The organism is Vibrio sp. HDW18 (assembly GCF_011306175.1).
GTDB classification, from domain to species: domain Bacteria; phylum Pseudomonadota; class Gammaproteobacteria; order Enterobacterales; family Vibrionaceae; genus Vibrio; species Vibrio chanodichtyis.
In genome coordinates this window covers 1914897-1939802 of record NZ_CP049913.1, presented here as the reverse complement: position 1 = coordinate 1939802, position 24906 = coordinate 1914897, and the positions used below count along the sequence as shown (strand labels likewise).

22 protein-coding genes are annotated in these 24906 nt (G+C 47.0%); 11 read left to right on the top strand and 11 right to left on the bottom strand.

Going from position 1 to position 24906, the window contains the following annotated elements:
- Positions 1 to 33: 33 nt before the first annotated feature.
- The 3 genes from G7083_RS09355 to opgC all read right to left on the bottom strand — a co-directional run bounded on the left by G7083_RS09355 (position 34) and on the right by opgC (position 2879).
- The gene (locus G7083_RS09355; protein WP_240911901.1) at positions 34 to 201 is read right to left on the bottom strand and encodes an inovirus-type Gp2 protein; all 168 of its coding nucleotides are present in this window, start codon (positions 199 to 201) and stop codon (positions 34 to 36) included.
- A gap of 4 nt (positions 202 to 205) precedes the next feature.
- A protein-coding gene (locus tag G7083_RS09350) for an IS3 family transposase (protein WP_166014520.1) occupies positions 206 to 1356 on the bottom strand; the annotation gives its coding sequence in 2 pieces (ribosomal slippage) (positions 206 to 1113 and positions 1113 to 1356; 1152 coding nt in all).
- 320 nt (positions 1357 to 1676) lie between these two features.
- A complete protein-coding gene (opgC, locus tag G7083_RS09345) occupies positions 1677 to 2879 on the bottom strand; it encodes an OpgC domain-containing protein (protein WP_166014519.1) in 1203 nt (400 codons plus the stop codon).
- 143 nt (positions 2880 to 3022) lie between these two features.
- On the opposite strand from opgC, the gene G7083_RS09340 reads away from it, so the two are divergent.
- The 8 genes from G7083_RS09340 to G7083_RS09310 are packed head-to-tail and all read left to right on the top strand — an operon-like array spanning position 3023 to position 14600.
- Positions 3023 to 4855 carry a glycosyltransferase gene (locus G7083_RS09340; RefSeq protein WP_166014518.1) on the top strand — a complete coding sequence of 611 codons (1833 nt, stop codon included), beginning with the start codon at positions 3023 to 3025 and terminating at the stop codon, positions 4853 to 4855.
- A gap of 1 nt (position 4856) precedes the next feature.
- The gene (locus G7083_RS09335) at positions 4857 to 6221 is read left to right on the top strand and encodes a DUF3131 domain-containing protein (protein WP_166014517.1); all 1365 of its coding nucleotides are present in this window, start codon (positions 4857 to 4859) and stop codon (positions 6219 to 6221) included.
- A 19-nt stretch (positions 6222 to 6240) separates the two neighbouring features.
- Positions 6241 to 7812 carry a DUF3131 domain-containing protein gene (locus tag G7083_RS09330; protein WP_166014516.1) on the top strand — a complete coding sequence of 524 codons (1572 nt, stop codon included), beginning with the start codon at positions 6241 to 6243 and terminating at the stop codon, positions 7810 to 7812.
- Complete coding sequence (locus tag G7083_RS15320) at positions 7797 to 8534, top strand: DUF3131 domain-containing protein (protein ID WP_206212090.1); 738 nt, start codon at positions 7797 to 7799, stop codon at positions 8532 to 8534. The genes G7083_RS09330 and G7083_RS15320 overlap by 16 nt, the downstream gene beginning before the upstream one ends.
- Before the next feature lie 17 nt (positions 8535 to 8551).
- Entirely contained in the window at positions 8552 to 9148 is a 597-nt protein-coding gene (locus G7083_RS15315) for a DUF3131 domain-containing protein (protein ID WP_206212089.1), read from the top strand.
- The gene (locus tag G7083_RS09320; protein WP_166014515.1) at positions 9149 to 9601 is read left to right on the top strand and encodes a Globin; all 453 of its coding nucleotides are present in this window, start codon (positions 9149 to 9151) and stop codon (positions 9599 to 9601) included.
- The gene (locus tag G7083_RS09315; protein ID WP_166014514.1) at positions 9595 to 12390 is read left to right on the top strand and encodes a response regulator; all 2796 of its coding nucleotides are present in this window, start codon (positions 9595 to 9597) and stop codon (positions 12388 to 12390) included. The genes G7083_RS09320 and G7083_RS09315 overlap by 7 nt, the downstream gene beginning before the upstream one ends.
- Entirely contained in the window at positions 12387 to 14600 is a 2214-nt protein-coding gene (locus tag G7083_RS09310; protein WP_206212088.1) for a glycoside hydrolase family 2 TIM barrel-domain containing protein, read from the top strand. The genes G7083_RS09315 and G7083_RS09310 overlap by 4 nt, the downstream gene beginning before the upstream one ends.
- Positions 14601 to 14682: 82 nt before the next feature.
- On the opposite strand, the gene G7083_RS09305 is transcribed toward G7083_RS09310, so the two are convergent.
- From G7083_RS09305 to G7083_RS09290, 4 genes are read right to left on the bottom strand one after another with little or no spacing between them, the layout of a single operon-like run.
- Entirely contained in the window at positions 14683 to 15129 is a 447-nt protein-coding gene (locus tag G7083_RS09305; RefSeq protein ID WP_206212087.1) for an ATP-binding protein, read from the bottom strand.
- Positions 15130 to 15152: 23 nt separating this feature from the next.
- On the bottom strand, positions 15153 to 15497 hold the full coding sequence (locus G7083_RS09300) for an STAS domain-containing protein (protein ID WP_206212086.1): 345 nt from the start codon (positions 15495 to 15497) through the stop codon (positions 15153 to 15155).
- A gap of 21 nt (positions 15498 to 15518) precedes the next feature.
- Entirely contained in the window at positions 15519 to 16754 is a 1236-nt protein-coding gene (locus G7083_RS09295; protein ID WP_166015028.1) for a SpoIIE family protein phosphatase, read from the bottom strand.
- A gap of 18 nt (positions 16755 to 16772) precedes the next feature.
- Entirely contained in the window at positions 16773 to 17654 is an 882-nt protein-coding gene (locus tag G7083_RS09290) for a hypothetical protein (RefSeq protein WP_206212084.1), read from the bottom strand.
- Positions 17655 to 17979: 325 nt separating this feature from the next.
- On the opposite strand from G7083_RS09290, the gene G7083_RS09285 reads away from it, so the two are divergent.
- On the top strand, positions 17980 to 18663 hold the full coding sequence (locus G7083_RS09285) for a VC0807 family protein (RefSeq protein WP_166014513.1): 684 nt from the start codon (positions 17980 to 17982) through the stop codon (positions 18661 to 18663).
- 65 nt (positions 18664 to 18728) lie between these two features.
- On the opposite strand, the gene G7083_RS09280 is transcribed toward G7083_RS09285, so the two are convergent.
- Entirely contained in the window at positions 18729 to 20345 is a 1617-nt protein-coding gene (locus G7083_RS09280) for an NAD(P)/FAD-dependent oxidoreductase (protein ID WP_166014512.1), read from the bottom strand.
- A 238-nt stretch (positions 20346 to 20583) separates the two neighbouring features.
- On the opposite strand from G7083_RS09280, the gene fdxA reads away from it, so the two are divergent.
- Positions 20584 to 20907 carry a ferredoxin FdxA gene (gene fdxA, locus G7083_RS09275; RefSeq protein ID WP_166014511.1) on the top strand — a complete coding sequence of 108 codons (324 nt, stop codon included), beginning with the start codon at positions 20584 to 20586 and terminating at the stop codon, positions 20905 to 20907.
- A gap of 159 nt (positions 20908 to 21066) precedes the next feature.
- On the opposite strand, the gene G7083_RS09270 is transcribed toward fdxA, so the two are convergent.
- Both G7083_RS09270 and G7083_RS09265 read right to left on the bottom strand, forming a co-directional pair.
- On the bottom strand, positions 21067 to 21801 hold the full coding sequence (locus tag G7083_RS09270) for an RNA methyltransferase (protein WP_166014510.1): 735 nt from the start codon (positions 21799 to 21801) through the stop codon (positions 21067 to 21069).
- 140 nt (positions 21802 to 21941) lie between these two features.
- Entirely contained in the window at positions 21942 to 22271 is a 330-nt protein-coding gene (locus G7083_RS09265; RefSeq protein ID WP_166014509.1) for a DOPA 4,5-dioxygenase family protein, read from the bottom strand.
- Between the two features lie 232 nt (positions 22272 to 22503).
- On the opposite strand from G7083_RS09265, the gene G7083_RS09260 reads away from it, so the two are divergent.
- Positions 22504 to 24042 (top strand): alanine/glycine:cation symporter family protein, encoded by a 1539-nt coding sequence (locus G7083_RS09260; protein ID WP_166014508.1) that lies wholly within the window; start codon positions 22504 to 22506, stop codon positions 24040 to 24042.
- A 104-nt stretch (positions 24043 to 24146) separates the two neighbouring features.
- Here the strand turns inward: G7083_RS09260 and G7083_RS09255 are convergent, their stop codons facing one another.
- The gene (locus tag G7083_RS09255; RefSeq protein WP_166014507.1) at positions 24147 to 24728 is read right to left on the bottom strand and encodes an acetate uptake transporter; all 582 of its coding nucleotides are present in this window, start codon (positions 24726 to 24728) and stop codon (positions 24147 to 24149) included.
- Positions 24729 to 24906: the final 178 nt, after the last annotated feature.

Below are 24906 nucleotides of genomic sequence, written 5' to 3'. Positions count from 1 at the left end.
GCAAGGAATGAGGGCAATCCATGCCCTCTTTTTTTATTTTATTGAATAACCGAAGTTTCTGCTCCGAAGCCCAAATTGCTTGGTTCGCACTTTGGCAAAGTAACTGAGACGACGAAATAGTTCGTCAAGAACAGAAGAAGACCTAAGGCTGTTTACATCGATGTGATATACACATTTATCTGATCCGTTAACTCTGGACACTTAACTAAGCACTGTTTTTCAATTCAAAATTCTCAGGGCTTAAATAGCCAAGTGAACTATGCCTTCTCGTTTTGTTGTAATCAACTTCTATGTACTCAAACACGGTTTGTTTCATGGTTTTCCTGTCCATGATTGGCTCGTACTGAATGGCTTCGACCTTCAGTGAATGGAAGAAGCTTTCTGCACAGGCATTGTCCCAGCAGCAGGCTTTTCGGCTCATACTTTGGATAAGTTCATGTTTTTCAATAATATCTCGATATGCATGTGAACAATATTGGCTGCCGCGGTCGCTATGAACGATCACGCCCTTTGGAGACCCACGACGAAATAACGCCATCGTCAACGCATCACAAGCCAGTTTAGCGGTCATGCGATTATTCATCGACCAGCCAATTACTGCGCGTGAGTACAAATCGATAATCACCGCCAGATATAACCAGCCTTCGCTTGTCATCAGGTACGTGATATCACCGACCCATTTTTGGTTCGGACTGGTGGCATCGAAGTTCTGTTGTAGTAGGTTTGGCGCTACTGGAAGCTGGTGACCGCTGTCAGTGGTTGTTTTAAACTTACGTGCGGCTTTAGCCACTAAATTCTGCCTTGTCATGCTGTTTATGATGGTTTTTAGATCCGCGCATTCTCCCTCTTCTGCGAGATCGACTTGAATACGCCGAGCACCTGAACGCTCCTTGCTCTGGTCAAACATTGCTTTGATTTGCTCATCACGGCAGTGTTGCTTGAGTAAGCGAGCACTTGGTTTCTTGCTTGATTTTCGCCAGGCATAATACCCACTTCGCGTCACACCAAGCACCGTCGCCATTGGTTTTAGGCGAAACTGGTGCTGGTGTTTAAGCATGAATTCGAATCGTTCTATTTTTGATTCTTCGCGAAGTAGGTGGCCGCCTTTTTTAGGATGGCAAGATCCTCGGCTTGGTCGGCTAACTGGCGTTTTAACTTGGCAACTTCAGCAGCAAGTTCAGCTTCACGTTGGCTGGTTGTCGATTTCTTTTCACTGGCAGAGCGCCAGTTATAAAGCTGTGATTCGTAGATTTTGAGCTGCTTTGCAGCTTCAGCAACGCCAACACGCTCAGCGAGTTTCAGGGCTTCTGCTTTGAATTCAGCAGTGTGGGGCTTGCGGGTATTTTTGGTTGTCATATTCACCTCGTTAAGTCATTTTACTCACTTAGCGTGGTGTCCAAAAGTATTGGATCAGATCAATATTGTGTGCTTTGGCTATTTTTTACCAGTAGTGCTTTAAGCTCTGCAAGATGACCGCTATACACTGAAAATTGACAAGCATTTGTTTTTAGGAATCAGTGAAAAACTCAAATCAATAATTTAGCATTTATAGCTATTCTATAGCAGCTTGGATTTTTAGGTTATAGTGGCCAACTAAAATTGGGGCGTACCTATGCTGACCGAAATGACTGCGGGTATACTTACGCACGATCCTCTACCAAAGATAAATACAACAACTAATTGGGTATGATATTTTTTAATACCTTGAATTTTGCCATTAACCATAATGCGAGTAGGCACAGGACATGCACTAACGTATTTAGTATCCAATGCTGTTCCCATAAATTAAATTTAACCCACTGACTCGCCAGCAAGACAATATAAACATGCAAAATAAAGGCATATAATGAATTTTGCCCTAAGACGATAAAAAACCAGCCAAACAATTTATTGAATGGTAGCCAACAATAAGTTAGTAGCAGATACAGTGCTACAATCAAGCAAGCATTATTTAATATTCTCAGTGGTCCTAATGCATTTTTGGCCGCAAAGTTTTTATACAGCCAATCAAACTGTTCAGCGGGGATAACATGCAGCATGAGATAACTTGGCATAAACAGATTGGTATGGTTTTGTGCAATAAAAAACATCACCATGGCTATTACGACCATAGCGGCAATAACCGATTTCCCCGTTTGGGTTTTCGCTAAGGAAAGCAGCTCATCTTTATACCAACCACAACTCATACCCAGCACATAGATCAATTGCCAAGCCAATAATGGAAAGGCTGAATCAAATTTAGCCGAAACAATATGTTGCAGGGTTAGTTGAAAAGAACAGTAGAAAAATAGTGATGATATAACTAAATAAAACACTCGCTGAGCATGCAATAACCATAAAAAAATCGGACTCAATAATAACAGATAAAAATACAAACCTAATATTTGAGATTGATGAGGGCCAATTTGCAAAAAAATGATCTGATTGAACCAAGCTTCTTTGATTTGCTCACTCACCGGATACATAGAATAAGCCACACCGGAATAACGATCCACAAAGTGAGTCAGTTCATAAATGTCGATAAAACTTATCCATCCAAGAATAAGTATCGAGAGAATAATAACAATATTAACCACATATAGTGTAACTGCTCGTCGAATCAAAGAATATGACACACTCAGCAACGGTTCAGTTTGTAACTGTCGGCGCTTAAGAAAACCGAGCACAAATCCGGAGAGGATCACAAACCCTTCTGCGCCAGTGATCAAACCGAATCGCTCCCAAGTTAAAATATTAAACAGCGACATCACCTCTACGTGTGCAACCACCATCATCAACATCGCCATGCCACGCAGCATATCGATGCGTAAATCACGTTTATCAACAGAGGTATAAGAGAAATTCAGCCTAGCGGGCAATGTCGTTTGCTTGACACTCATAGACTGGCCTTTTTCGATGCACAGCGCTTATCAAGCCAGACAGTATATTGATAAGTAATACTATTGTTTAAAGCACATCCTTGCATATCACTTACCCTTGTCTAGACTCTATTTAATAACATTACTATAACTATGGATAAGACGTGGCAAATTTTTATTTTTCATGTTTTGAAGAAAGGACTCCGCCACCACCACTAAAGCCAAATCCGATCATCGAATTTACTTGGCAGTTGCTCTCTGTCGTGACACTGGTTTTCGGTGCCAATTATATTCGCTGGCGGTGGATGGAATCATTAAATTACGATGCGCTATGGTATGCGGTCCCTCTTGTCGTAGCCGAAACACTGGCCTTTCTGGGTTCGATTCTGTTTACCATCAACCTTTGGCAAGTAAAGGATGTGGCTAAACAAAGTGCCCCAGACTGTATTACTCAATGTGTTGAGCCTGAACAAAACATTGAGCCGCGAGCGATTAAAGTCGATCTCTTTATTGCCACCTATTCCGAAGATACCGAATTAGTCCGCTTATCGATTCAGGATGCTAAACGCATCACTTACCCGTTCCCGATCGAATATAAAATCCATGTGTTAGATGATGGTAAACGTCCGGCCATGAGATTGGTGGCACAACAAGAAGGGGTTAACTATCTGTGCCGAGAAAACAACATCGGTTTTAAGGCAGGTAATCTACGCAATGGCATGGAACAAACCGACGGAGATTTCATTGTTATCTGCGATGCGGATACACGAGTTTTTCCATCTCTATTAACCAATACGCTCGGCTATTTTCGCGATCCATCAGTCGCTTGGGTGCAAACTCCGCAATGGTTTTATGACTTACCCGCTGGAAAACGCCTTCCGCTCGTGCTTAAAAAAAAATTAGGCCGCCCAGGTCAAGCCTTCGGTTGGTTGGTCGAGAAATTGATCGGGCCAATCACATTAGGACACGACCCCTTTTTTAATGATCCACAAATGTTTTATGACGTGATACTGCGGCGCAGAAACTGGGCCAATGCAGCCTTTTGCTGCGGTGCGGCATCCATTCACCGTCGGGAAGCGATTATACAAAGCGCATTACGCCGTTATGTACATGCGGTCGAATCGGAAATCTCCCATTTTACTCAACAAATCACCGATGAAGATCTGCGTGATGAATTAAGTCGAGCAATGAAAAAACACGTCGCGTATGACACTGAGTTAACGCCGTATAAATTTCATGTCTCTGAAGATATTTACACCTCGATTTTGTTGCATGGCGATCCCGAGCGGCGCTGGCGCTCTGTGATGCATCCTGAGGTTGAATCAAAAATGTTATCTCCCCAAGATTTGTTAACTTGGATGATCCAACGTTTTAAATACGCCGCCGGTTCGCTCGATATTCTGCTGCATGACCCGATCTTCCATAAAGCGAACTTTAAATTAAACATGGCGCAGAAACTGATGTACGGCACCACCTTTTGGTCGTATCTCGCCTGCTTGTGGAATGCGGTGTTTTTAATCTCACCGATCATCTATCTGTTTACTGGGATCCCGCCGATTTCAGCCTACTCGACGCCGTTTTATCTGCACTTTCTCCCCTTTTTCTTGTGCTCTGAACTGGCTTTTATGTTTGGTACTTGGGGAATTTCCGCATGGGATGGCAAATCCTCCTATCTGGCATTGTTTTCCATGAACCTGAGGGCATTAGATACCGTGCTGCGCGGTGAAAAAATCAAATTTCACGTCACACCTAAAGAGCGCCAGCAAGGCAACTTTCTGGCGTTAGTTAAACCACAATTATGGATTATTGGCTTAACCTTGTTCGGTATGGGTTGGGGAGGCTTACAACTCTACTTGGGCAATGTCGAATCACCTTCTGGTTATGTGATTAATCTATTCTGGGGTGGGGCGAATATTGCCGCGATGCTGCCGATGGTGTTAGCCGCAATTTGGCGACCAGAAGAAAATGGATCCCCCTCCGCGCAGGAGGCTAGCTAAGATGTCTTGGAAACAGAATTTATTGCGCGCGCGCAGTTATATTGCAGTGATGCTCGGTTTTTTGATTGCTTTTTATGTGGTGCTGCAAGTTGAAAGCCACATCGAGTCAACCCGATACGTGCCAAATCATTTAACCCTGAGTAATGATTTCCCACTCCTGCCTCCACCACGACAATTAACCTTTAATGAAGCGATTTGGGCTCGAATTGCTTGGCAGTATTTTGTCAATAATTTACAGCCCAATGGCCTGGTGAATACGGTTGATAACCAGCCCTACTCAACCATGTGGGATACGGGCAATTATCTGGTGGCGATGATCAGTGCCGAACGACTCGGGATAATCTCCCGCGCTGAACTCCATCATCGACTACAAACCCAACTTCAGACTCTTACTTTATTACCGCTCACCGATGGCAAATTACCAGCGGTGTATTATCACTCCCAATATCTCACCCCACTGCCCAGTTTAGATCACAATCCACGTCAACCGGATTGGTCTGCTATCGATCTCAGCCGACTCATGATGGCCTTGAATATGGCAAGCTGGCTCTATCCTGAACATTCTGCGGCAATTCAACAACTGGCTGGTCAATGGCAATTTGATGCCCTTTTCATGCAGCGTGAATCCAAAAAAATCCTCAGTTTACAGAAGCCTAAAACTTGGCGACTGATTTCACAAGCCAATCGCCCTAGCTATGGCGATCAGTTGTATGCTCTTAGCAGCTTGCGCCAAATCCATAGGCTGGCTGGCACAGTGCTGAGCACTCCACAAGCCAACCAACGGTTTATCAATATCGATGGACTTAACATTCCTTATGAAGGCTTCTCATCGATTGCTGGCATTACTCGCCCCGTCGTCTCTAACTTGCCTCTGCTGTTAATTGGGTTAGAAGTAGGATTTGATCTGGACTCAGCCGAAATGAGCTGGCGGATCATGAAAGTACAAGAAAACCGTTATAACAGCGTTGGCGATTTGGCGTATTTAGGGGTTGATTATGCAGCGCAGATCCCGCGCTTTATAGAGAATTCGAATCCGAACAAACCACCTAGCGCGATTGATAACGCTCGCCGAAAAATCAGTGCAAGCGCACTGCAACTTTCTACTCGCTCAGTATTTAGCGAGTACGCTCTATTTGGCACACCATGGAATACCCGCCAGTTGCAGCGGCTAATCACACTCTATGAACCCGGTCGAGGCTGGTATGAAGGTATTACGGCGGACACCCAACAACGCAGCGATATGATCAGTGCGACCACCAATGCCGCGGTTTTAGAAAGTCTGGTCTATATCTCCATGGGCCCATTATTTTGCCAAAACTGTATGCCGCCATCCGTTGCCACTCCCGCTGACGATCAGCAGCCATAATTTGCGATAAGGAACGACTATGCCTATTTACTTTACTGTCCAATCGTTTAGCAACTTACTGCTGATAGCCAAACAGCTATGTTTAGTCAGTTTACTAGTAATAACCCCACTCGCGATGGCCAGCATCCAGCTACCCGCAGCCGATTATCCTCCCCGCCATGGAGAGCTAACTGCGCGTGAGCAAGCGGTTGCCAATAAAGCATGGGCTTATTTTGTCAGCAACTATCAGCCAGCAACGGGGTTAGTCAACGCGGTCAATAATTATCCATCAACTACCATGTGGGATAGCGCCTCCTATCTGGCCGCACTCACCTCAGCACGAGAACTTGGCATTATCAATAAAGAGGAGTTTGATCATCGTTTGCTTAAATTCCTCGCTACCTTGAATACGTTGCCGCTGTTTCAAAATGAATTACCAAATAAAGCCTATCACACTGAGACCGCGCAAAAAGTTGACTATCAAAACAAACCTGCCGAGATTGGCTTTTCTGCCATCGATATTGGTCGGATGCTACTGTGGCTGAAAATCATTAAAGAGCGCTACCCTGAATATTCCAATGATGTTGACAACGTGGTACTGGGCTGGGATTTCAGCAATGTGATTAATGATTGCGGAACACTGTATGGCGCAATGCTGGATGGCAACAAACGCCCGATCTACGTTCAGGAGGGACGGCTCGGTTATGAAGAATATGCTGCTAGCGGTTTCCAATTGTGGGGCTTTAAAACCTGCCAAGCTTCGCGCCCTGAACCTTATCAGTTAGCCGATATTTATTGTGTGCTAGTGCCGTATGATGCGCGCGATCCACGCACTAGCAATCAACATAACTATGTGGTTGCAGAATCCTATGTACTGCATGGCCTAGAAATGGGTTGGGACACCAGTGATGATCGCTCCAACAATAACAAAAAATATAGCCACCCTTGGATGCAGGATTTTGCCAACCGAGTATACCAAGCGCAGGAAAATCGCTATCAGATCACCGGCCGCATGACCGCACGCTCAGAACACCAACTGGATAAAGCCCCCTACTTTGTATACGACAGTGTCTATTCCGATGGTTTTGATTGGAACACGATTACGGATAGAGGTAAGTATGTACCTGAAATGGCAGCCATTTCGCTCAAAGCAGCCTTAGGAATGTGGAGTTTGTGGCAATCGCCTTATACCGATAGATTGTTTGATGCGATTGAAAATGCCAATGAACAAGACAAAGGCTTTTACGAAGGACTGTATGAAAATGGTAATGGCCCGATCCGAACCTTCACCGCCAACAATAATGGGATCATGCTCGAAGCATTATTGTTTAAAAAACAGGGCCGCATTTTAAAATTCAACACCAATAATCCGCAGGATGCGCAATATGCGCCTTCTCTGTGGGATAAAACCTTAGTCAATGTGTTCGATGAGAAAAATACGCCCTTTAATCGTCCATTTATTCAACCTGACAAAAATTTAAAAAACTGGTGTCAACAAACGGGCATCGCATTACGCGATGCCCCTGCATGCCAAGCGTGTCAATGTCCACAATGTGATATTGATGCCCCTGTAAAATTGCCGCCGGTAGCAACATCATGCTTAAGACCATAACGCTGATCCTCGCACTGACAGCGGCGATCATCTCAGCCGCACTGATCACAATCAATGCGCGTTCTGATGGTATAGCATTGATCGATGAGGGCGCGCTGAGCCATGAACAACATCAGTGGGCTACCACGGCTTGGCGTTATGTGCAAAACAACACCCAACCAAGTTCTGGTTTAGTCAATAGCAAAGATCGCTATCCAGCGACCACACTTTGGAATCTCGGCGATACTTTGATTGCCCTAACCAGTGCCAGACGTCTTAATCTGATCAGCCAAGCCGAGTTCGATGTACGGTTGTCGGCTCTATTACGCACCCTTAGTAAGCTACCACTAACCACTGCAGGTACTCCTAACTCACTGTATAACAGTGTCGATGGCTCATTAAATCAACAGCAACCCGCGACAACCAAAGCTAAGGATTTAGCGCGCTTACTGATTGGAATGCAGATGTTGCTCAGCCATTTTCCGCAGTACCGCACCTATCTTGAGCGCAGCGTAATGCGCTGGAATTTCTGCCCGATCATCGATAATCAAGGCTTACTGCAAGATGGCCAGCAACAAAATAACCGTTGGAAAACGCAGGCAATTGCCGATATTGAATACGCTGATTACAGCCGTGCTGGGTTTTCACTATGGGGCTTTGAACTATCACAACAGCCCTTGCCGTTCAAAAAAGCCATCATGTCTGGATTTGTGATTGATTATACCCCCGAGATCCTCGTTTAGGCGGTGGGCCAGCCGGTGTGGAGAGCACTCCCTATATTGTGACTGGCATTGAACTTGGCTGGAAAATGCCTGATAACTCGCAGGCAAGCACGCGTATGCAAACACGCGCGAAACGGGTTTATCAAATACAAGAAAAACGCTGGCAACAAGATCAGATCCTCACCGCACGAGCTCGATATTCCCGCTCAGTTGCCCCTTGGGAAATTTACGACAGCATTTTTGCCAATGGCTATCCTTGGAATACGCTCGCCGAGGGCACTCGTTACACGCCAGAATTAGCCCTTCTTTCAACCCGGGCAATTTTTGGCTTGTGGGCTCTGTGGGACAGCCCCTATACCCAAGCCTTGATGCAGTTAGGCAATCTACATCAAGATGCCGAGCATGGCTGGTTTGAAGGACGCTATGAAACCAATGGTAGCCACAACCGCACCTATACTCTCACCACTAACACTCTGGTACTGGAAGCCATTTTATTTAAATCGACTGGCAAGCCGCTGATCCGCTCAGTCGCCTCAGGCGGTTATCTTGAAGCACAGATGCACAATATTTTTAACTGGCCGCGTAGGTGCTTGCCACAGGAGCGAAATCCTCAGCCGATGCAAAAGGAAGAGTAAATGGGCATCAATTACGCAGAACTGTTCAATAATAGCTACGCGCGGATCATGGCCAGTGATAAGGGCGATCGCTTCTTCACCCATTTCTATGCCTTATTTAGTGCCAGTCACGATGAGGAGATTGCCCCTTTAAGTCAGGCGGTTCGTTTAGAAAAGCAAAAAATGATCTACAAAACCTTTTTCTATATGCTTTCGGTTGCCAACACCCATGTGGTCGCTGATTACCTGATCCAAATTACCCGCGATAACCATCCACAAAACCTCAACCTCGCCCCTTCTCGCTATGCATTATGGCGTAAATCGGTACTGCAAACCGTGCAGCATCTCGACCCACAATGGGATGAAGAAACGCTCACCGCATGGGCGGTCGTTTTAGCCCCAGGGCTTGAATTTATGCGCCGCCAGGCCGAGTTGTACCACAAACCATCCATTCAGGAGGCTCGCTCATGCTAGGCCATCGGCAACTGCATACGGCACTCAACGCGCCAAATATCGCGTTAGCCATCTATGATCAAGATGAAAAATTACAATATTGGAATCAAAGGATCCTTGATTTTTACCCCGCACTAAAAGATTGGCTGCACGTAGGAATTAAGCTCAGCGATGTACTGCAGATGATCATCGAGATTGCCTACCCAAGCATACACGCGGAAAGCAAAATCAGAATGCTAGAATCGGTACTGGCCAACTATCGACGTAATAACCACTATGAAGTAAGACGTGTCACCACACGCACCCTTTATATCCAATATCAGCGCACCCCTGACGGGGGAATTATTAGCTCACATACCGACATCAGCCACTACGCCGACATCATCAAAAATGAGCAGCGGCTGCATAATGATTTTATTCTGGCTGCAGAAACATCACGCATTGGGATTTGGGGCTGGCAATACCAGAGCGATGAACTACAAGTCAACCCTGCACTACTGTTGCTACTGGGTATCCAGAGTGATACCCACATCATGACCAGTACGTTATGGGCTCACGCTTTCCATCCAGATGATCTACCACGACTTCACCAAAGTATCCATGATGCAACACAAGCGGTACTACCAATTTTCACTTGCGAAGTGCGTGTATTGCGTCCGAAAAATACCTATGGATGGGTATTAATTCAGGGGCAAATTGTTGCCCAAGACTTACAAGGCGCGGTGCAAAGAGTGATCGGCACCCTGCAAGATATTTCTGAGCAAAAGAATGCCGAAGCCGCTTCGCGCCAAGCGGTGGAAGTGGCCAAGGCGGCCAATCAAGCCAAAAGTGAATTTTTAGCCAATATGAGCCATGAAATTCGTACCCCAATGAACGGCATCTTGGGCATGACTCAATTGTGTTTAGAAACTGACCTTACACCAGATCAGCGCGATTACATTAATATGGCGCACAACTCAGCCAGTGCCTTATTAAATATCATTAATGAAATTCTCGATTTCTCTAAAATCGAGGCAGGCAAACTGATCCTTAATAATGAAGAATTTGCGCTGCGCCCACTGATTCAGGAGATTACCCGCCCACTAGCGGTTAAATTTGCTGAAAAAAATCTTGAGTTGCTGGTCGATATTCACCCCGATGTGGCAATTGAAGTTCACTGTGATCCGCTGCGATTACGACAAATACTGACCAATCTGATCGGCAATGCACTGAAGTTTACCCTGCGCGGTGAAGTCGTATTACGCATTGTGGTTGATCCTGAAATTCCTAATCGGCTTGTCTTTAGCATTACTGACACCGGCATCGGCATTGCGGCCGATAAACAGAAAGTGATCTTTGAATCTTTTAGTCAGGCGGATAATTCCACCACCCGCAAATATGGCGGTACCGGATTAGGTTTAACTATTTCATCCCGATTGGTCGAGAAAATGGGCGGAGAGTTAAAATTAACCAGCCAAGTTGGCCAAGGGAGCTGTTTTTATTTCTCACTCCCTGTATTTGCAGATATTCACAAAAAGACCCTATCTTGGCCGCCGATTTTATCCGGGGTCGATGCGTTGGTGGTTGATGATAATGATACCAATCTGCGGCTACTCTCTGGGCTATTGCGCAACATGGGTCTCAAACCTGTGGTAGCAAGCTCAGGCAAACAAGCTCTGGAAATTATGAATGCCAGCCCGACTTTTCCCCTCGTGCTATTAGATGCGCAGATGCCGGAGATGGATGGGATGGCTTTAGCACTGGAAATTATGTATTCGCCAAGGCTACGCGTAAGCAAGTTGATCATGCTCAGCTCAACCGGCAATCGCCTAGATCGGGAAGTGCTCAAAAAAATCGGGGTCTGTTTTTTACTCAGTAAACCGATTGATGCTAAAGAGCTGTTTGAAACTATGGTGCAAGCCTTTTTATCACTGCCTCTACAGCAAATCACGACCAATCAAACCTCTAATACACCATCTAATAACCGAGTAGAACCCACCACACCGTTCACCCAATTAGCCACTCCACGCACGCAACCCTCAACCCATTACCATCTGCTGATCGTGGAAGATAATCTGGTCAATCAAAAATTAGCGCTCCATTTTATTGGCAAATTAGGTCACAGCGCCGAGATTGCCAATAATGGTCTAGAGGTACTAGAAAAATGCCAACGTGCCCACTACGACCTGATCCTGATGGATCTTCAGATGCCGGAAATGGATGGCTTTGAAACCGTAGCGGCCATTCGCCACAGCGAAGCAGCGCACTCATCCATCAACCCAGTGCACCAACCGATTATCGCGATGACGGCCCATGCGATGAAAGGCGATCAAGAGCGCTGCTTACAACACGGTTTTGATGGCTATATTGCCAAGCCGATCCGCTTGGAGTTATTAGCCGAACAGATTGCCGCGGTCATGGCCTCCAGCTCCAGCTCTAGCAACAGCAACAGCAACAGCAACAGCAACATGAGCTTAGATGTCAGCACGCCACCAATCATGGATACCAGCGCAGCCTTGGCACAACTGAATAATGATCAGCCATTATTTCAGCAACTGGCGCTGATGTTCATCGATGAACTGCCCCATTTGCAGGCAGAATTGAATGCTGCGATCACCAAACCGTCGTTTGAAGAGATCCGGCGCAGCGCCCATCGCTTTAAAGGCGAAACACTGCATTTTGTCTGTAAAGCACTAGAAAATTGCCTTAAAGAGATTGAATTTTCGGCGATCGCACAGGATATGCCATCGATCATGGTTCGACAGAAGCAACTGGAACCCTTGTGCCTACAACTGCAACAGGCACTACGCACCACGCTGGAGGCTAAATGACGCACATCTATCGCGGAATAGGATTGTTGGTTTTAATGCTGCAAGGTTGTGCTTGGTTTCCATTACACACAACCCCAAATACCTACTCCCTTGATGGTCAGTGGCAATATCACGATGCCAATCCGCCGTTTGACGATATACGCGCCACCAATCAGCCAGCAACATGGCAAACCATTGCGGTGCCGGCCAACTGGTACAGTGCGGGTGTCGATCATCATGGAGCGCTATGGTATCGCACCGAATTTCGCCAACCAGCACTGCGCGCCGATCAATTAGCTACCCTGATTTTTTCAGGCGTGGATTATCAGGCCGAGGTTTGGCTCAATCAGCAACGCATTGGGCAACATGAAGGCTATTTTCAACGTTTTCAGTTTGATGCCACCAACCTATTGCAGCAACAAAATGAACTACAAGTCAAAGTCACCAGCCCATTTGAACCTCTAGGTGAGGTTTGGCCGCTGCATAAGCAAGCGATCAAGGGGGTATTATCACAACATGATACGCGCCCAGGTGGCGCTTGGTCGAGCCAAGGGCAAGATGCCAACTCAGGGGGAATTTGGCAACCGGTTACTTTGCATATTAGCCGTGGCGCAGTGATTGATGACACGATAGCCAGCACCGACTGGAGCCGCGGATTGGATCATCCCGCCTTAAATATTCGCCTCAATTATCGGGTTAATCATCCGCGAGAGGCATTACTGAAGTTACGCGCAGTACCGATTAATTTTTCAGGCCAACACTATCAATTGACGCAGCCGGTGCAATTGCATGGCTCTGCGCACAGCCCAATGTCGCTTTCTGCCACAATACCGATGCCACAAGCCAAACTGTGGTGGCCATACGGCTATGGCGCACAAAACCTATATCGTATTGAGGCAACGCTGTCTGATGCTAACGGCTTGATGGATCAAAAAACCACCCAAACTGGGCTAAGAGAAATTCGCGCCACGCCGGATCAAAAAGCTTGGTTACTCAATGGTCATCGGCTGTTTATCCGAGGCACCAACTATATTGGATCACCTTGGCTCGGCACCATGACTGCAGCTAACTATCAACGCGATTTACAACTGATGCGTAAAGCCAATATCAATGCGGTGCGAGTGCATGCGCACATCGCCAGTCAAGCCCTGTACGATCAAGCGGACCAAGCTGGCATGCTGATTTGGCAAGATATGCCGCTGCAATGGGGATACGATGACAGCCCCAGTTTTGCGCAAAAAGCCGCCCAGCAGGCCAAAGATTTACTGCGACAATGGGCAAATCACCCATCGATCATTGTGTGGTCGGGTCAGAATGAACCGCCCTTTGACTCGGTTTGGATGAAACAGAAGTTCGCTGATTGGACGCCAGATTTAAATCGGCAGCTCGCAGCAACCGTTGCCGCCACGTTAAGTGAAGATCAGAGCAGGATCATTAATCGCTGGTCCGCAGTCAACGAACACTACTGGCAAGGTTGGTATTTTGGCGTCGCAAACGATTTTTTGAAAGTGGCCAAAAACTCGATCATTAGCGAATTTGGTGCTCAAGCACTACCCAATCTCACCACCTTACGCACGATTATTCCCGACCAGCAAATGTGGCCTGCCAGTACCGACCCCAATGATCCGGGTTGGGATATCTGGCAGTACCATAACTTTCAGCCATTAGAAACCTTTCGCAATGCTAAAATATCCCGCGGCAACACGGTTGAAGAGTTTATTGCCCATAGCCAAGCGTATCAGGCCAATTCTATCCAACTGGCCGCGGAGAGCTATCGTCGGCAGCGCTATCAACCGGTCGCCGCGCTGTTTCAATTTATGTTTAGCGAAACTTGGCCTTCGATTAACTGGGCGGTGCTTGATTATCAACGGATCCCCAAAGCCGGTTATTTTGCGTTACAGAAAGCCTATCAACCTGTGCTGCCTTCGATTGAACCGATCACCCTCACTTGGCAGGTGGGCAACAGTGGCAAAATTGGCCTATGGGCCATCAACGACCGTTGGCAAGATTACCGCGATGCCAAACTGCGTTGGCAAGTATTACAAGATGAACGTAAATTAGCCGAAGGTGAACAATGGCTCGATCTACTGGCAGACAGTGGTTTTAAAGTGACAGAACTGACGATCACACCGCGTTCAAGCCAACCTTTACTGCTGGTGACCGAGCTGCAGGACAGTGATGGCCATTCATTGGGCAAAAATAGCCGCTACTTTGTCATTACCGCTCAATGATTCGCGCTAAGTGATTCGGTTTGATGAGCTTAGCGCCGCAAGGTTTAGCGCGCGGACCTAAGAGGCTTCAAGAGACGGGAGGTTAAACATGTTTGAGCAAACTGAGTCGATTATGCCCTGCGATGCAACGATAACTGACGTGATCCATCATGCTAAAAATCAGCTTCAAACCAATACCGCTTTCTGGCCAAGTCATTTGCTCATCAGGATCCAGCTCAGAAAGCGTCGCTCCCGCTTCGAGCGCTTGTAAAACGGCTGCAGGTATTGGTTTCCCCGTATCACAAAGCTCGATGGTTAGCTCACCATCACGGTAACAGAACGTCACCCCGACCCACTGTTGAGTGTCGTAATTAACGCCATGTCGCACGATATTGCTGAACGCTTCACAAGCAGCGAGTTCAAGTTGATACACCACCGCCGAATCCAGTTTAAGCCAAGCGATAAATTGCCCCAAAGCCTGAATCAGGCGCTCTAAATTATCGAGTGAGGTCGATAATTGAAGCGTTGTTGTGTTAATTTTCTCCATCATTTTTCACCGAACAAATGGAAATATCAGCCAATCAGCATTTTTAAAGCTTCTTGACGATTGTCCTTAATCGAAAAAATACGATCCATTCTGGTCAACTTAAACAGATTTAAAATATTGCTATTGAGTGAACACAGCACCAAATCACCTTTACCATTTAAACTTTTGAGGATCGAAACCAATGCGCCAAGGCAGCTACTATCAATAAAATCAACGTGGCTAAAATCCAGCAGTAGATGGTGGTTATTTGGGCCTATCACATCAAGCACTTGCTGCTTAAAAGCGACAGCAACTGAAGCATCCAACCGACGAACCACTGGGACGACAATTTCAACCCCCTTTTCACTGTACATCTCAAAATTCATAATCATCCTCAATCCTGTTTAGTGAAACTAGGCAATACGCTCGATTGCGACTAGCGAAATATCATCCTTAAAAAGCTGTGGATATTGGCTATGCTCCACCCTCATTGGCTGACACCAATTCGCTAATACCTCTTCAACCAACTGAAAAATTTTAGTTTTTTCTTTATTGCGTAAATCACACATCAGGGCGTGTAAACGATCTTCCCCATACAATTCACCTGCATTATTCTCACATTCGCTAATACCATCGCTATACAGATAAAGTTGATCTCCCTTTTGCAGGCAAAAATGACAACTTTGGTATTGGGATTCAGCAAATAACCCGACCGGTACTCCGCCTTCCCCAACTAACATCAACTCCCCTGGTTGGCGAACAATAAAAGGCGTCGGATGACCGGCCTGACACAAACACCCGTGCCCTGTACGAGTATCAATCAGCCCATAAATCAAGGTGAAATAACTGGCAACATCCTCATTATCGAGACAAAAACGTTGATTCAATGCTGCTACAACCTCGTGTGGCGGCACTATCTGCCCTTCAATAATTAATAACCGTCCACTCAAGCGGCCAGATAAAAACTCACGAGCTACCGCCAATGACTGCATTGCCGCACTAACGCCATGCCCTGCGACATCAACACTGTAAAAAGCCATATGGTGCTGATCGAGCATAAAATAGTTCAATAAATCTCCCGAAAGATAGGCAGATGGCAAAAACATCCAACTGGCTTCATAGCCTCGGCTGGTCAATTTTTTGCTTGGTAACAAACTGTGCTGCAGACGTGCCGCAGCTTGCAGATCTTGTTCAATCTGTTGATAAGCGCTACTCAAGCGTTGATTACGTACCGCTAATTTGTGTTCTAGCTGTAAAATACGTTCAGCAACATGCAGCCGAGCATGCAGTGAGTCTTGCACAACCGGCTTGGACAAAAAATCGTCCGCACCGGTTTCTAAACCCAGCACCATATCGCTAGTGCCCTGTCTTGCGGTGATCAAGATAATGTAGATATAGTGGCCATAATCGGTTAAACGAATTTGACGACACAACTCACAGCCATCCATGCCCTCCATTTCCCAATCACTTAATACGATATTAATCTTATGCTCACTGAGTTTAAGCAGCGCATCCTGCCCATCTTCCGCTTGTAACACACGGTAGCCCCACTGACTCAAAATATTCGCCAGTAGAAACCGATAGCTTTTCGAATCATCCACCACCAGAAGCGTAAGCTCAGGAAGCCCTTCGGAGCTGTCTATCGTCATCGTCACGGTTCATCCATCTCAAAAAGGCAGTGTCCAACTTAGATTAATGGTTCCCTGCCGGAAATTAGTACTAGAACTGGCTCGCCACGGGTAACGCGCGCCGGAATAATTGTCGTAGCGCAGTGAGACAGCCCCGGGTAGGTAGCTAGATACATAGCCAAAACTGTAGGTGTAATCACTATCCCAAGGCTGTTGCTGCTGATCATCCAGATAGTAAAAAGTGGAAACGCGCAAAAAATAGTGTTGCAGTAAGGTGTAGCCACAACTGGCCAGTAGCTGATTTTTATTGCGCTGCAAACCGTTGTCGGCCAGAGAATAAAAGCGCGCCACATAGCTATAACCCACTTGGCAAATCAAGTTATCCTTTTGATTAAGCAGCAGATAGGGTTCAATACTAGCAGGCAGCGAAAATTTATAGGCTAAGGTCCATTTGCCTTGATCAAAATAGGTATGTTGATCGCCCTTGGCCGGATAAAAATAGTTACTGCTACCGTAATTGCCATAGACCAAACTGAACGTGCCGGGATGCCAATCATCGTAGCCAAAGCTGTATACAAAATTGGTACTGTATTTACTGGCATCCTGAATTGGCGTTCCCAGCGTGATATTGGCAAAAAAATAGCTCAGCGGTGAATATTGCATACTTAATAAAGCGCGCTGGTTATAGCGTTGATGAGTGACCGAGCTCTCCTCACCCGTCGGTACTCTAACGCCAGTTTTCTCCAGCGTAGTGCTATAACTTAATGCTGCAGAAAACGATGATCCACTACCGGAAAACAAACGCTGCCAAGGGTTAGTAAACACATTAACCGCAGGAGGGTCAGGCGTCACCACCTCCTCAGCCTGTACCCGGCTTGCAACCAGACAAAGCAAAACACTAACCCACACCACAATCTTCATTGTAATAATCCATTCCCTCAAGTGGTTACCACACCTTAAACCATACAGTGATAGCCAATTTTTCCAGCTCTACACTACTTTTTATTCAAGTGTAGACGCTGATTATCGGGTTATGGTTTTTTATCCGTTTACTGTGTGTTTTGCCCTCAATCCAACATGCCAAATTTGCCAGCCCGCGAGGCGATAATACCCTTGGACAGATCCAGCGCCGCTCCAGCATTAACCAACACCTACTTACAATTAACCAAGCCAGCAATCAGCAACAGGCTTGAGTCAAACGGCTTGATTCGTATACTGGGCGCTCAATAAATAGGAAATGTGTCGTATGAAATCCAACCAAAGCTTATTGAGTAATGTGCTGCTCAACATTGTGATCCCGGTGCTTATTTTGAGCAAAATGAGTGGCGAAGATAGCCTCGGCCCAACTTGGGCGCTGGTGGCCGCATTAGCCTTCCCACTGTTGTTTGGCTTGTTTAGCTTTGTGCAAGAGCGCAAAGTCAATTTTTACTCGGCGCTTGGCATGATCAGTGTGTTGCTGACAGGAGGCATTGGTCTGCTGCAACTGGATCCTGCCTATGTGGCAATTAAAGAAGCGGCCATTCCAGGGCTGATTTTCGTGATTTTGGTGGTGAGTAACCTGCTCGGCTATCCTTTGGTGCGCAAAATGCTGCTCAATGAAGATATTGTTGATCACGATAAACTGCACAGCGCGTTAAACTCGCCAGAAAAACAGGCGCAATTTGAGCGGCGAGTGAATATCAGCTCATATCTGATTGCCTGCTCATTTTTTGTTTCTGCAGTACTCAACTATGGCTTAGCCAAGTGGATTGTCAAAAGCCCAGCCGGCAGCGAAGCGTTCAATGAAGAGATCGGTAAAATGACCGCGCTGAGCTTTCCGGTGATTTCACTGCCGGTGACGATATTAATGATGGGCGCGCTGTTTTATCTGTTTCGCAGCCTTGCCAGCATCACTGGACATAAAATCGAAGATTTTTTGCGTAGTAAGTAATTACTTACCTCATGCAGCATGATCAAAAAAGGGCTCAACGGAGCCCTTTGCTTTTATCGCCAATGTTATTCGCCAGCGAACTGCGCCACCATATCACGCGCGACGGCTTCCGCTACTTTAATCCCATCAATCCCGGCCGATAAAATTCCGCCGGCATAACCTGCACCTTCACCAGCTGGGTAAAAGCCTTTGAGATTAATGCTTTGCAAATCTTTGCCACGCTTGATGCACACGGGGGAAGAGGTACGAGTTTCCACTCCGGTCAATAAACCATCTTCAGAGGCAAAGCCTTTAATTTGGCTATCAAACGCGGGAATGGCTTCACGGATCGCTTCGATTGCAAACGCAGGCAGCGCTTGCGACAGATCGGTCAGCTTAATGCCAGGAGTGAAAGAAGGCTGCACATCGCCCAATTCACTTGGGTTACGCCCCTGCAGGAAATCACCAATTTTCTGCGCCGGCGCATCATAAGTTTCACCGCCAAGTTTATAGGCATTGGCTTCCAATTCACGTTGCAGACGGATCCCCGCCAGCGGATCACCTGGGTAATCTTGCTCTGGCGAAATCCCCACCACAATCGCACTGTTGGCGTTACGCTCAGCGCGTGAATATTGGCTCATGCCATTGGTCACGACTCGCCCCTCTTCCGAAGTTGCCGCTACCACTGTGCCACCCGGACACATGCAGAAGCTGTATACGGTACGGCCATTTTTACAGTGATGCACCAGCTTGTAATCCGCCGCACCCAAAATTGGGTGGCCAGCACTTGGGCCAAACCGCGCTTCATCAATCATCGATTGTTTATGCTCAATCCGAAAGCCGACCGAGAACGGCTTGGCTTCCATATACACACCGCGTTGGTGCAGCATTTCAAAGGTATCACGCGCACTGTGGCCAACCGCAAGAACAACGTAACGAGATTTGATCTCTTCACCATTGGACAGCGTCACTCCGGTAATTTGGCCATCTTGCAAATGCAGATCATCCACTCGGGTGCTAAAACGAATTTCACCGCCCAGCTCAAGGATTTTCGCACGCATTTTTTCAATCATGGTCACCAGTTTAAAGGTACCGATATGCGGCTTGCTGACATAGAGAATTTCTTCTGGCGCACCGGCGTCAACGAATTCGGTGATCACTTTGCGGCCGTAAAAATTCGGATCTTTGACTTGGCTGTAGAGTTTTCCATCCGAAAAAGTGCCAGCCCCGCCTTCACCAAACTGCACATTCGATTCTGGATTCAAAGTCCGCTTGCGCCAAAAACCGAAGGTGTCTTTGGTGCGCTCACGCACCTCTTTGCCTCGCTCAACGATGATCGGCTTAAAGCCCATTTGCGCCAACACTAAACCCGCAAACAGACCACAAGGACCAAAGCCAATCACCAGTGGGCGCTCGGTCAAATTGTCAGGCGCGCTGGCGACAAATTTATACGCCATATCCGGCGTTGGGCGCACCTGCTGATCCTTACTGAACTTAGCGAGCAATGCTTCTGGGTTTTCCACGACCACATCCACGGTGTAAATCAGTTGAATGTCACTTTTTTTCCGAGCATCGTAGCTACGTCTAAACAAATTAAAAGAGAGCACTTGCTGCGCAGGAATTTTCAACTTGGCCGCAATGGCATCAAGCAGCGCGCCTTGCTCATGGTCGAGCGGCAACTTAAGTTCAGTTAAACGTATCATCGGATATCTCGTCGGTCATAGGTGTCTTAGCCTCACCACCACGGTGGCGGCTCACAATGGCGCGCATTTTACGAGAATTCGCTTTCTCTGTCATATGAAAAGCGTGGTTCAAACAGCAAAGCGGGGGTATCGCAACCGCTTGGGTTGAATTTTCGCGGCGGCGCAGTATCATCGCGATCCTTGATTTTTGTGTACACTTGGCGTGTGCGAAACGGCTAATGAGAGAGAGCGAACTGTTATGGCTTTTGTCGTCACCGATAACTGTATTCAATGTAAATACACCGACTGTGTCGCAGTGTGCCCCGCCGATGCGTTCCATGAAGGACCGAATTTTATGGTGATCAATCCGATCGAGTGCATCGATTGTGGATTGTGTGTGCCGGAATGTACCGCGCAAGCGATTGTTCAGGAAGACGAATTGGTCGGTGAGCAACGGATTTTTATCCAGCTCAACGCTGAGCTGGCAGAACATTGGCCCAATCTCACCGAAGTCAAACCGGCAATGGCAGAGGCGGCCAAGTGGGATGGCGTGCCCAACAAATTGGATATGCTGGAAAAGTAAAAACCAGCCGCGATTTTGAGCGTGCTATACCTCGAAACCAAAAGCCTTGAAGCCTTGAAGCCAAAAGTCTTGAGCTTAACGCCTTGAAATAAAAAACCTAGAGATAAAAAAGCGTCGCGAACCGACGCTTTTTTTTGCAATACGATAGGTAAACGCCGATCAAGGATGTAAGCGGCGAATGTTATCAATAATGATCCCAGTCGCCATCGCGACATTCAGCGACTCCGCACCACCAAACGCCGGAATGGTGATTTTATCCGTCACATACTGCGCGGCTTGCTCACGAATGCCGTGAGATTCACTACCCATCAATACAATGCCTTGCGCTTGAAAAGCGGTTTGGTGCACGCTCACCCCTTCCAAAAAGGCACCGTACACGGGCAAATTGGCCTTGGCTAAATAGTCGGGGAGATCGACTTGGCTCACTTGTACGCGAGCAAAACTGCCCATCGTGGCGCTAATGGTTTTCGGGTTATACGGATCCGCACAATCTTGGCTGGCGATGATGTGCGAAATGCCATACCAATCGGCCACACGAATAATGGTGCCGAGGTTACCGGGATCGGAAACGCCATCTAACGCGATCATTAAGCCTTGTGGCTTAGGCACTTTGATGCGTGGGATAGCCACCACCGCAATCGCCGCGTTGTTGCTAACCAAAGTGCTGGCTTTGGTTAAATCATCCAAAGCCGCTTCAATGCACTCGAAACCCGCTAAGGCTTGCGCGTGCTCGGCGAGAAACTCGGCGGTGGCAAAAATGTGTTGCACGTTAAGCGTGCTGTGGGTCAGCTCTAGGACGTTTTTCTCGCCCTGAACCAGAAATAAGCCATGCGCTTTGCGCTGTTTCTTCTGCCCTAAAGCGCGAAGCAATTTAAGTTGGGTTTTCGAAATCATGATGCTGTCCGAGATAAATGCCGGCGAATTATAGTGCAAAGCCTCGGTCAGCTAAAGAGGCGCATCATCAAGCCACCACCCACGCCGTTAGGCAAACCAAACATCAATCCTGTTGGCCGCCCTCTCAGCTCATCTGTTCGCTAGCGAATATTGCGAAAAATTGTACGGTCTAATCCTAACGGTTCACCCAGCCAGCGAATGTTGTGCGCTTGGTGATCAGCCGCATCATCGCCTGATACCGGATGAATAAGCACACTCAATGGACCACGCTGAGCATCGAGCCACTCGATAAGCTGCTGCTGATTATCGCGAAAATGCAGTTCAAACATCGGTTTTAAATGTGGCCCAACACGACGTGGCACTAAGCCAAACACCATCAACACATCTCGACGCTCGGCTGCGATTTGCTGACGAAAACGTTCAGCAATGAGGATTTGTTCGGCATCAAAATAAACATGAGCATGGTACATAACCACTCCTTATCGGGATAACAGGATAACGGACTTAGCATAGCGCGAAGAGGCAGGCAGTATTAGCTGACAAATTTGCACAACAAGGTTGATCAATTCGAACAACCACCAGCCTGTACATTTTGCGCTCACCATCACGCATCGGCGCTTTGCTACACAAACTGGTTCTCCCGAGCCGGACACAAGGTTAGTATAATAAATGCACAATCACTGATTAACATGGAAAAGAGTTATGCAGTCATTCGTTGATTTTATAAATGGAATTATTTGGAGCCCAGCACTGATTTACCTGTGTCTTGGCGCGGGTTTGTTTTATTCGATCCTGACCCGTTTTGTACAGATTCGCCACTTATTCGAAATGTGGCGTCTACTACTCAATAATAAACAGTCCGCGAAAGGAATTTCTTCCTTTCAAGCGCTGGCCGTATCGCTCTCTGGCCGAGTCGGTACTGGTAATATTGCCGGAGTAGCGGCCGCCATTGGTTTTGGTGGCCCTGGCGCAGTCTTTTGGATGTGGATGGTGGCATTCTTTGGTGCCGCTACCGCCTACGCAGAATCGACGCTGGCGCAAATTTATAAAGAAGAAGATAACGGTGAGTTTCGCGGCGGCCCTGCCTATTACATCGAAAAAGCGATGGGACAAAAATGGTATGCTTGGATTTTTGCAATAGCCACCATCATCGCTTGTGGCGTGCTACTGCCGGGCGTGCAGTCCAATAGCATTGGTAATGCAGTAGAATCGGCGTTTGGCTCCGGCCCGATGATTGAAACCGCCATCGGCACGTTTAGCTTTGCCAAAATTTTTACCGGTACCGTGATTTCGATTCTGCTCGGATTCATCATTTTTGGTGGGGTTAAACGGATCGCCAGTTTTACGCAAATCGTGGTGCCGTTTATGGCCCTCGCCTATCTGATCACCGCCTTTGTGATAATTCTGCTCAATATTGGTGAAGTGCCACGCATTATTGGCCTGATTATTAACGATGCTTTCTCACCAATGGCTGGTGTCGGTGCTGCTATCGGTTGGGGGGTAAAACGTGGCGTTTATTCCAATGAAGCCGGTCAAGGCACCGGACCACACGCAGCGGCGGCGGCTAACGTGCAGCATCCTGCCCAGCAAGGTTTAGTGCAATCTTTTTCGATTTATATCGATACCTTGATGGTGTGCTCAGCCACCGCATTTATGATTTTGATCACTGGGGCTTACAATGTGCATGGCGCAACAGAAAGCCTATTTATAGTACAAAATCTGCCAGCTGATGTGATTGCCAGCAGCCCAGCCTTTACTCAAATTGCCGTCAACAGTGCACTACCCGGGATCGGCAAACCTTTCGTTGCCTTTGCGCTGTTTTTCTTCGCCTTTACCACTATTTTGGCTTACTACTACATTGCCGAAACCAACGTGGCTTACATTCGCCGCACGTTTAAAGTCAACGGCTTGATGTTCGTGCTGAAGCTGGCCCTAATGGCCGCGGTGTTCTACGGCACGGTGCGCACCGCCAACTTAGCATGGGCACTGGGTGATGTCGGAGTTGGCTTGATGGCTTGGCTGAATATTATTGGCATTATCATCATCTTTTTTATGGCCAAGCCCACGATGGCTGCGTTGAAAGATTATGAACAGCAGCAGCAACAAGGTGTCACTGAGTTTATTTTTAACCCGGTCAAACTGGGTATCCAAGGAGCCACTTACTGGGAAGATCGCTATCTGCGCAAAACAGGCAAAGCCGCCAAAGCTAAGCCGCAAGAGACCGCAAAGGTTGAGCCTTAACAGTCGGCTCAAACACCATCAACTAACCTGTTGATTTTATATGTATAAAAAAGGTTAGCCATTGGCTAACCTTTCTGCATTACCGATCAACGGATACTCAGCAATTATGCTTGTTGCACAGGCTGAATGCGTTTTTGACCGACGGGTAACACGACGCGGCCGTATTCATTATTCAGCACTTGCGCCATTGCAAAGTAGATTGCGCTGGCACCACAGAAGATACCTTCGAAACCGGCGATAGTACCGATCAGTTCACTACCAGTAAAATCGCGCGCGGCTAGTAGAGCAAACAGAATGGTCAGAGAACCAAACACCACTTGCTTGGCAGTTGGGTAGCACAGTGAACCAATAAACATAAAGCCAGTAAAAATGCCCCACAGTGCTAAGTACCAACCCATAAAAGGAGCTGGGCTAGCAGGCAAGCCCATGTGTGGCATCACAATCAGACCGACTAGAGTCAGCCAAAATAGTCCATAAGAGGTAAATGCTGTGGTACCAAAGGTGTCACCACGTTTAAAGCACATAATGCCGACAATAACCTGACTCAGACCGCCGTAAAAAATACCCATCGCGAGGATCATCGAATCGATAGGGAAAAAACCTGCATTATGGATATTGAGCAGAATGGTGGTCATACCGAAACCCATCAGACCAAGAGGGGCTGGGTTGGCTAACTTAGTTGACATGTGAACTTACCTTCAGAGTGTGAATTCAAAAATGTGTATAAAAATTACGCGCGGATTTTAATTAACCAGCCAAGAAAAGAAAAAAGATCTTATTGGAAACTTAGATTGAGGAAACAGTTAGTTACATTATGGCTAACAAATAATCACCAAGCCAAAAACAAAAAAAGTCCGCAATTAC

Coding starts and splice junctions, on each gene's coding strand:
- opgC (WP_166014519.1), bottom strand. CDS start 2,879: ATGAGTGTCAAGCAAACGACATTGCCCGCTAGGCTGAATTTCTCTTAT.
- G7083_RS09315 (WP_166014514.1), top strand. CDS start 9,595: ATGCTAGGCCATCGGCAACTGCATACGGCACTCAACGCGCCAAATATC.
- fdxA (WP_166014511.1), top strand. CDS start 20,584: ATGGCTTTTGTCGTCACCGATAACTGTATTCAATGTAAATACACCGAC.
- G7083_RS15320 (WP_206212090.1), top strand. CDS start 7,797: ATGCTTAAGACCATAACGCTGATCCTCGCACTGACAGCGGCGATCATC.
- G7083_RS09295 (WP_166015028.1), bottom strand. CDS start 16,754: ATGACGATAGACAGCTCCGAAGGGCTTCCTGAGCTTACGCTTCTGGTG.
- G7083_RS09335 (WP_166014517.1), top strand. CDS start 4,857: ATGTCTTGGAAACAGAATTTATTGCGCGCGCGCAGTTATATTGCAGTG.
- G7083_RS09320 (WP_166014515.1), top strand. CDS start 9,149: ATGGGCATCAATTACGCAGAACTGTTCAATAATAGCTACGCGCGGATC.
- G7083_RS09305 (WP_206212087.1), bottom strand. CDS start 15,129: ATGATGGAGAAAATTAACACAACAACGCTTCAATTATCGACCTCACTC.
- G7083_RS09255 (WP_166014507.1), bottom strand. CDS start 24,728: ATGTCAACTAAGTTAGCCAACCCAGCCCCTCTTGGTCTGATGGGTTTC.
- G7083_RS09300 (WP_206212086.1), bottom strand. CDS start 15,497: ATGATTATGAATTTTGAGATGTACAGTGAAAAGGGGGTTGAAATTGTC.
- G7083_RS09310 (WP_206212088.1), top strand. CDS start 12,387: ATGACGCACATCTATCGCGGAATAGGATTGTTGGTTTTAATGCTGCAA.
- G7083_RS09270 (WP_166014510.1), bottom strand. CDS start 21,801: ATGATTTCGAAAACCCAACTTAAATTGCTTCGCGCTTTAGGGCAGAAG.
- G7083_RS09260 (WP_166014508.1), top strand. CDS start 22,504: ATGCAGTCATTCGTTGATTTTATAAATGGAATTATTTGGAGCCCAGCA.
- G7083_RS09280 (WP_166014512.1), bottom strand. CDS start 20,345: ATGATACGTTTAACTGAACTTAAGTTGCCGCTCGACCATGAGCAAGGC.
- G7083_RS09285 (WP_166014513.1), top strand. CDS start 17,980: ATGAAATCCAACCAAAGCTTATTGAGTAATGTGCTGCTCAACATTGTG.
- G7083_RS09330 (WP_166014516.1), top strand. CDS start 6,241: ATGCCTATTTACTTTACTGTCCAATCGTTTAGCAACTTACTGCTGATA.
- G7083_RS09290 (WP_206212084.1), bottom strand. CDS start 17,654: ATGAAGATTGTGGTGTGGGTTAGTGTTTTGCTTTGTCTGGTTGCAAGC.
- G7083_RS09265 (WP_166014509.1), bottom strand. CDS start 22,271: ATGTACCATGCTCATGTTTATTTTGATGCCGAACAAATCCTCATTGCT.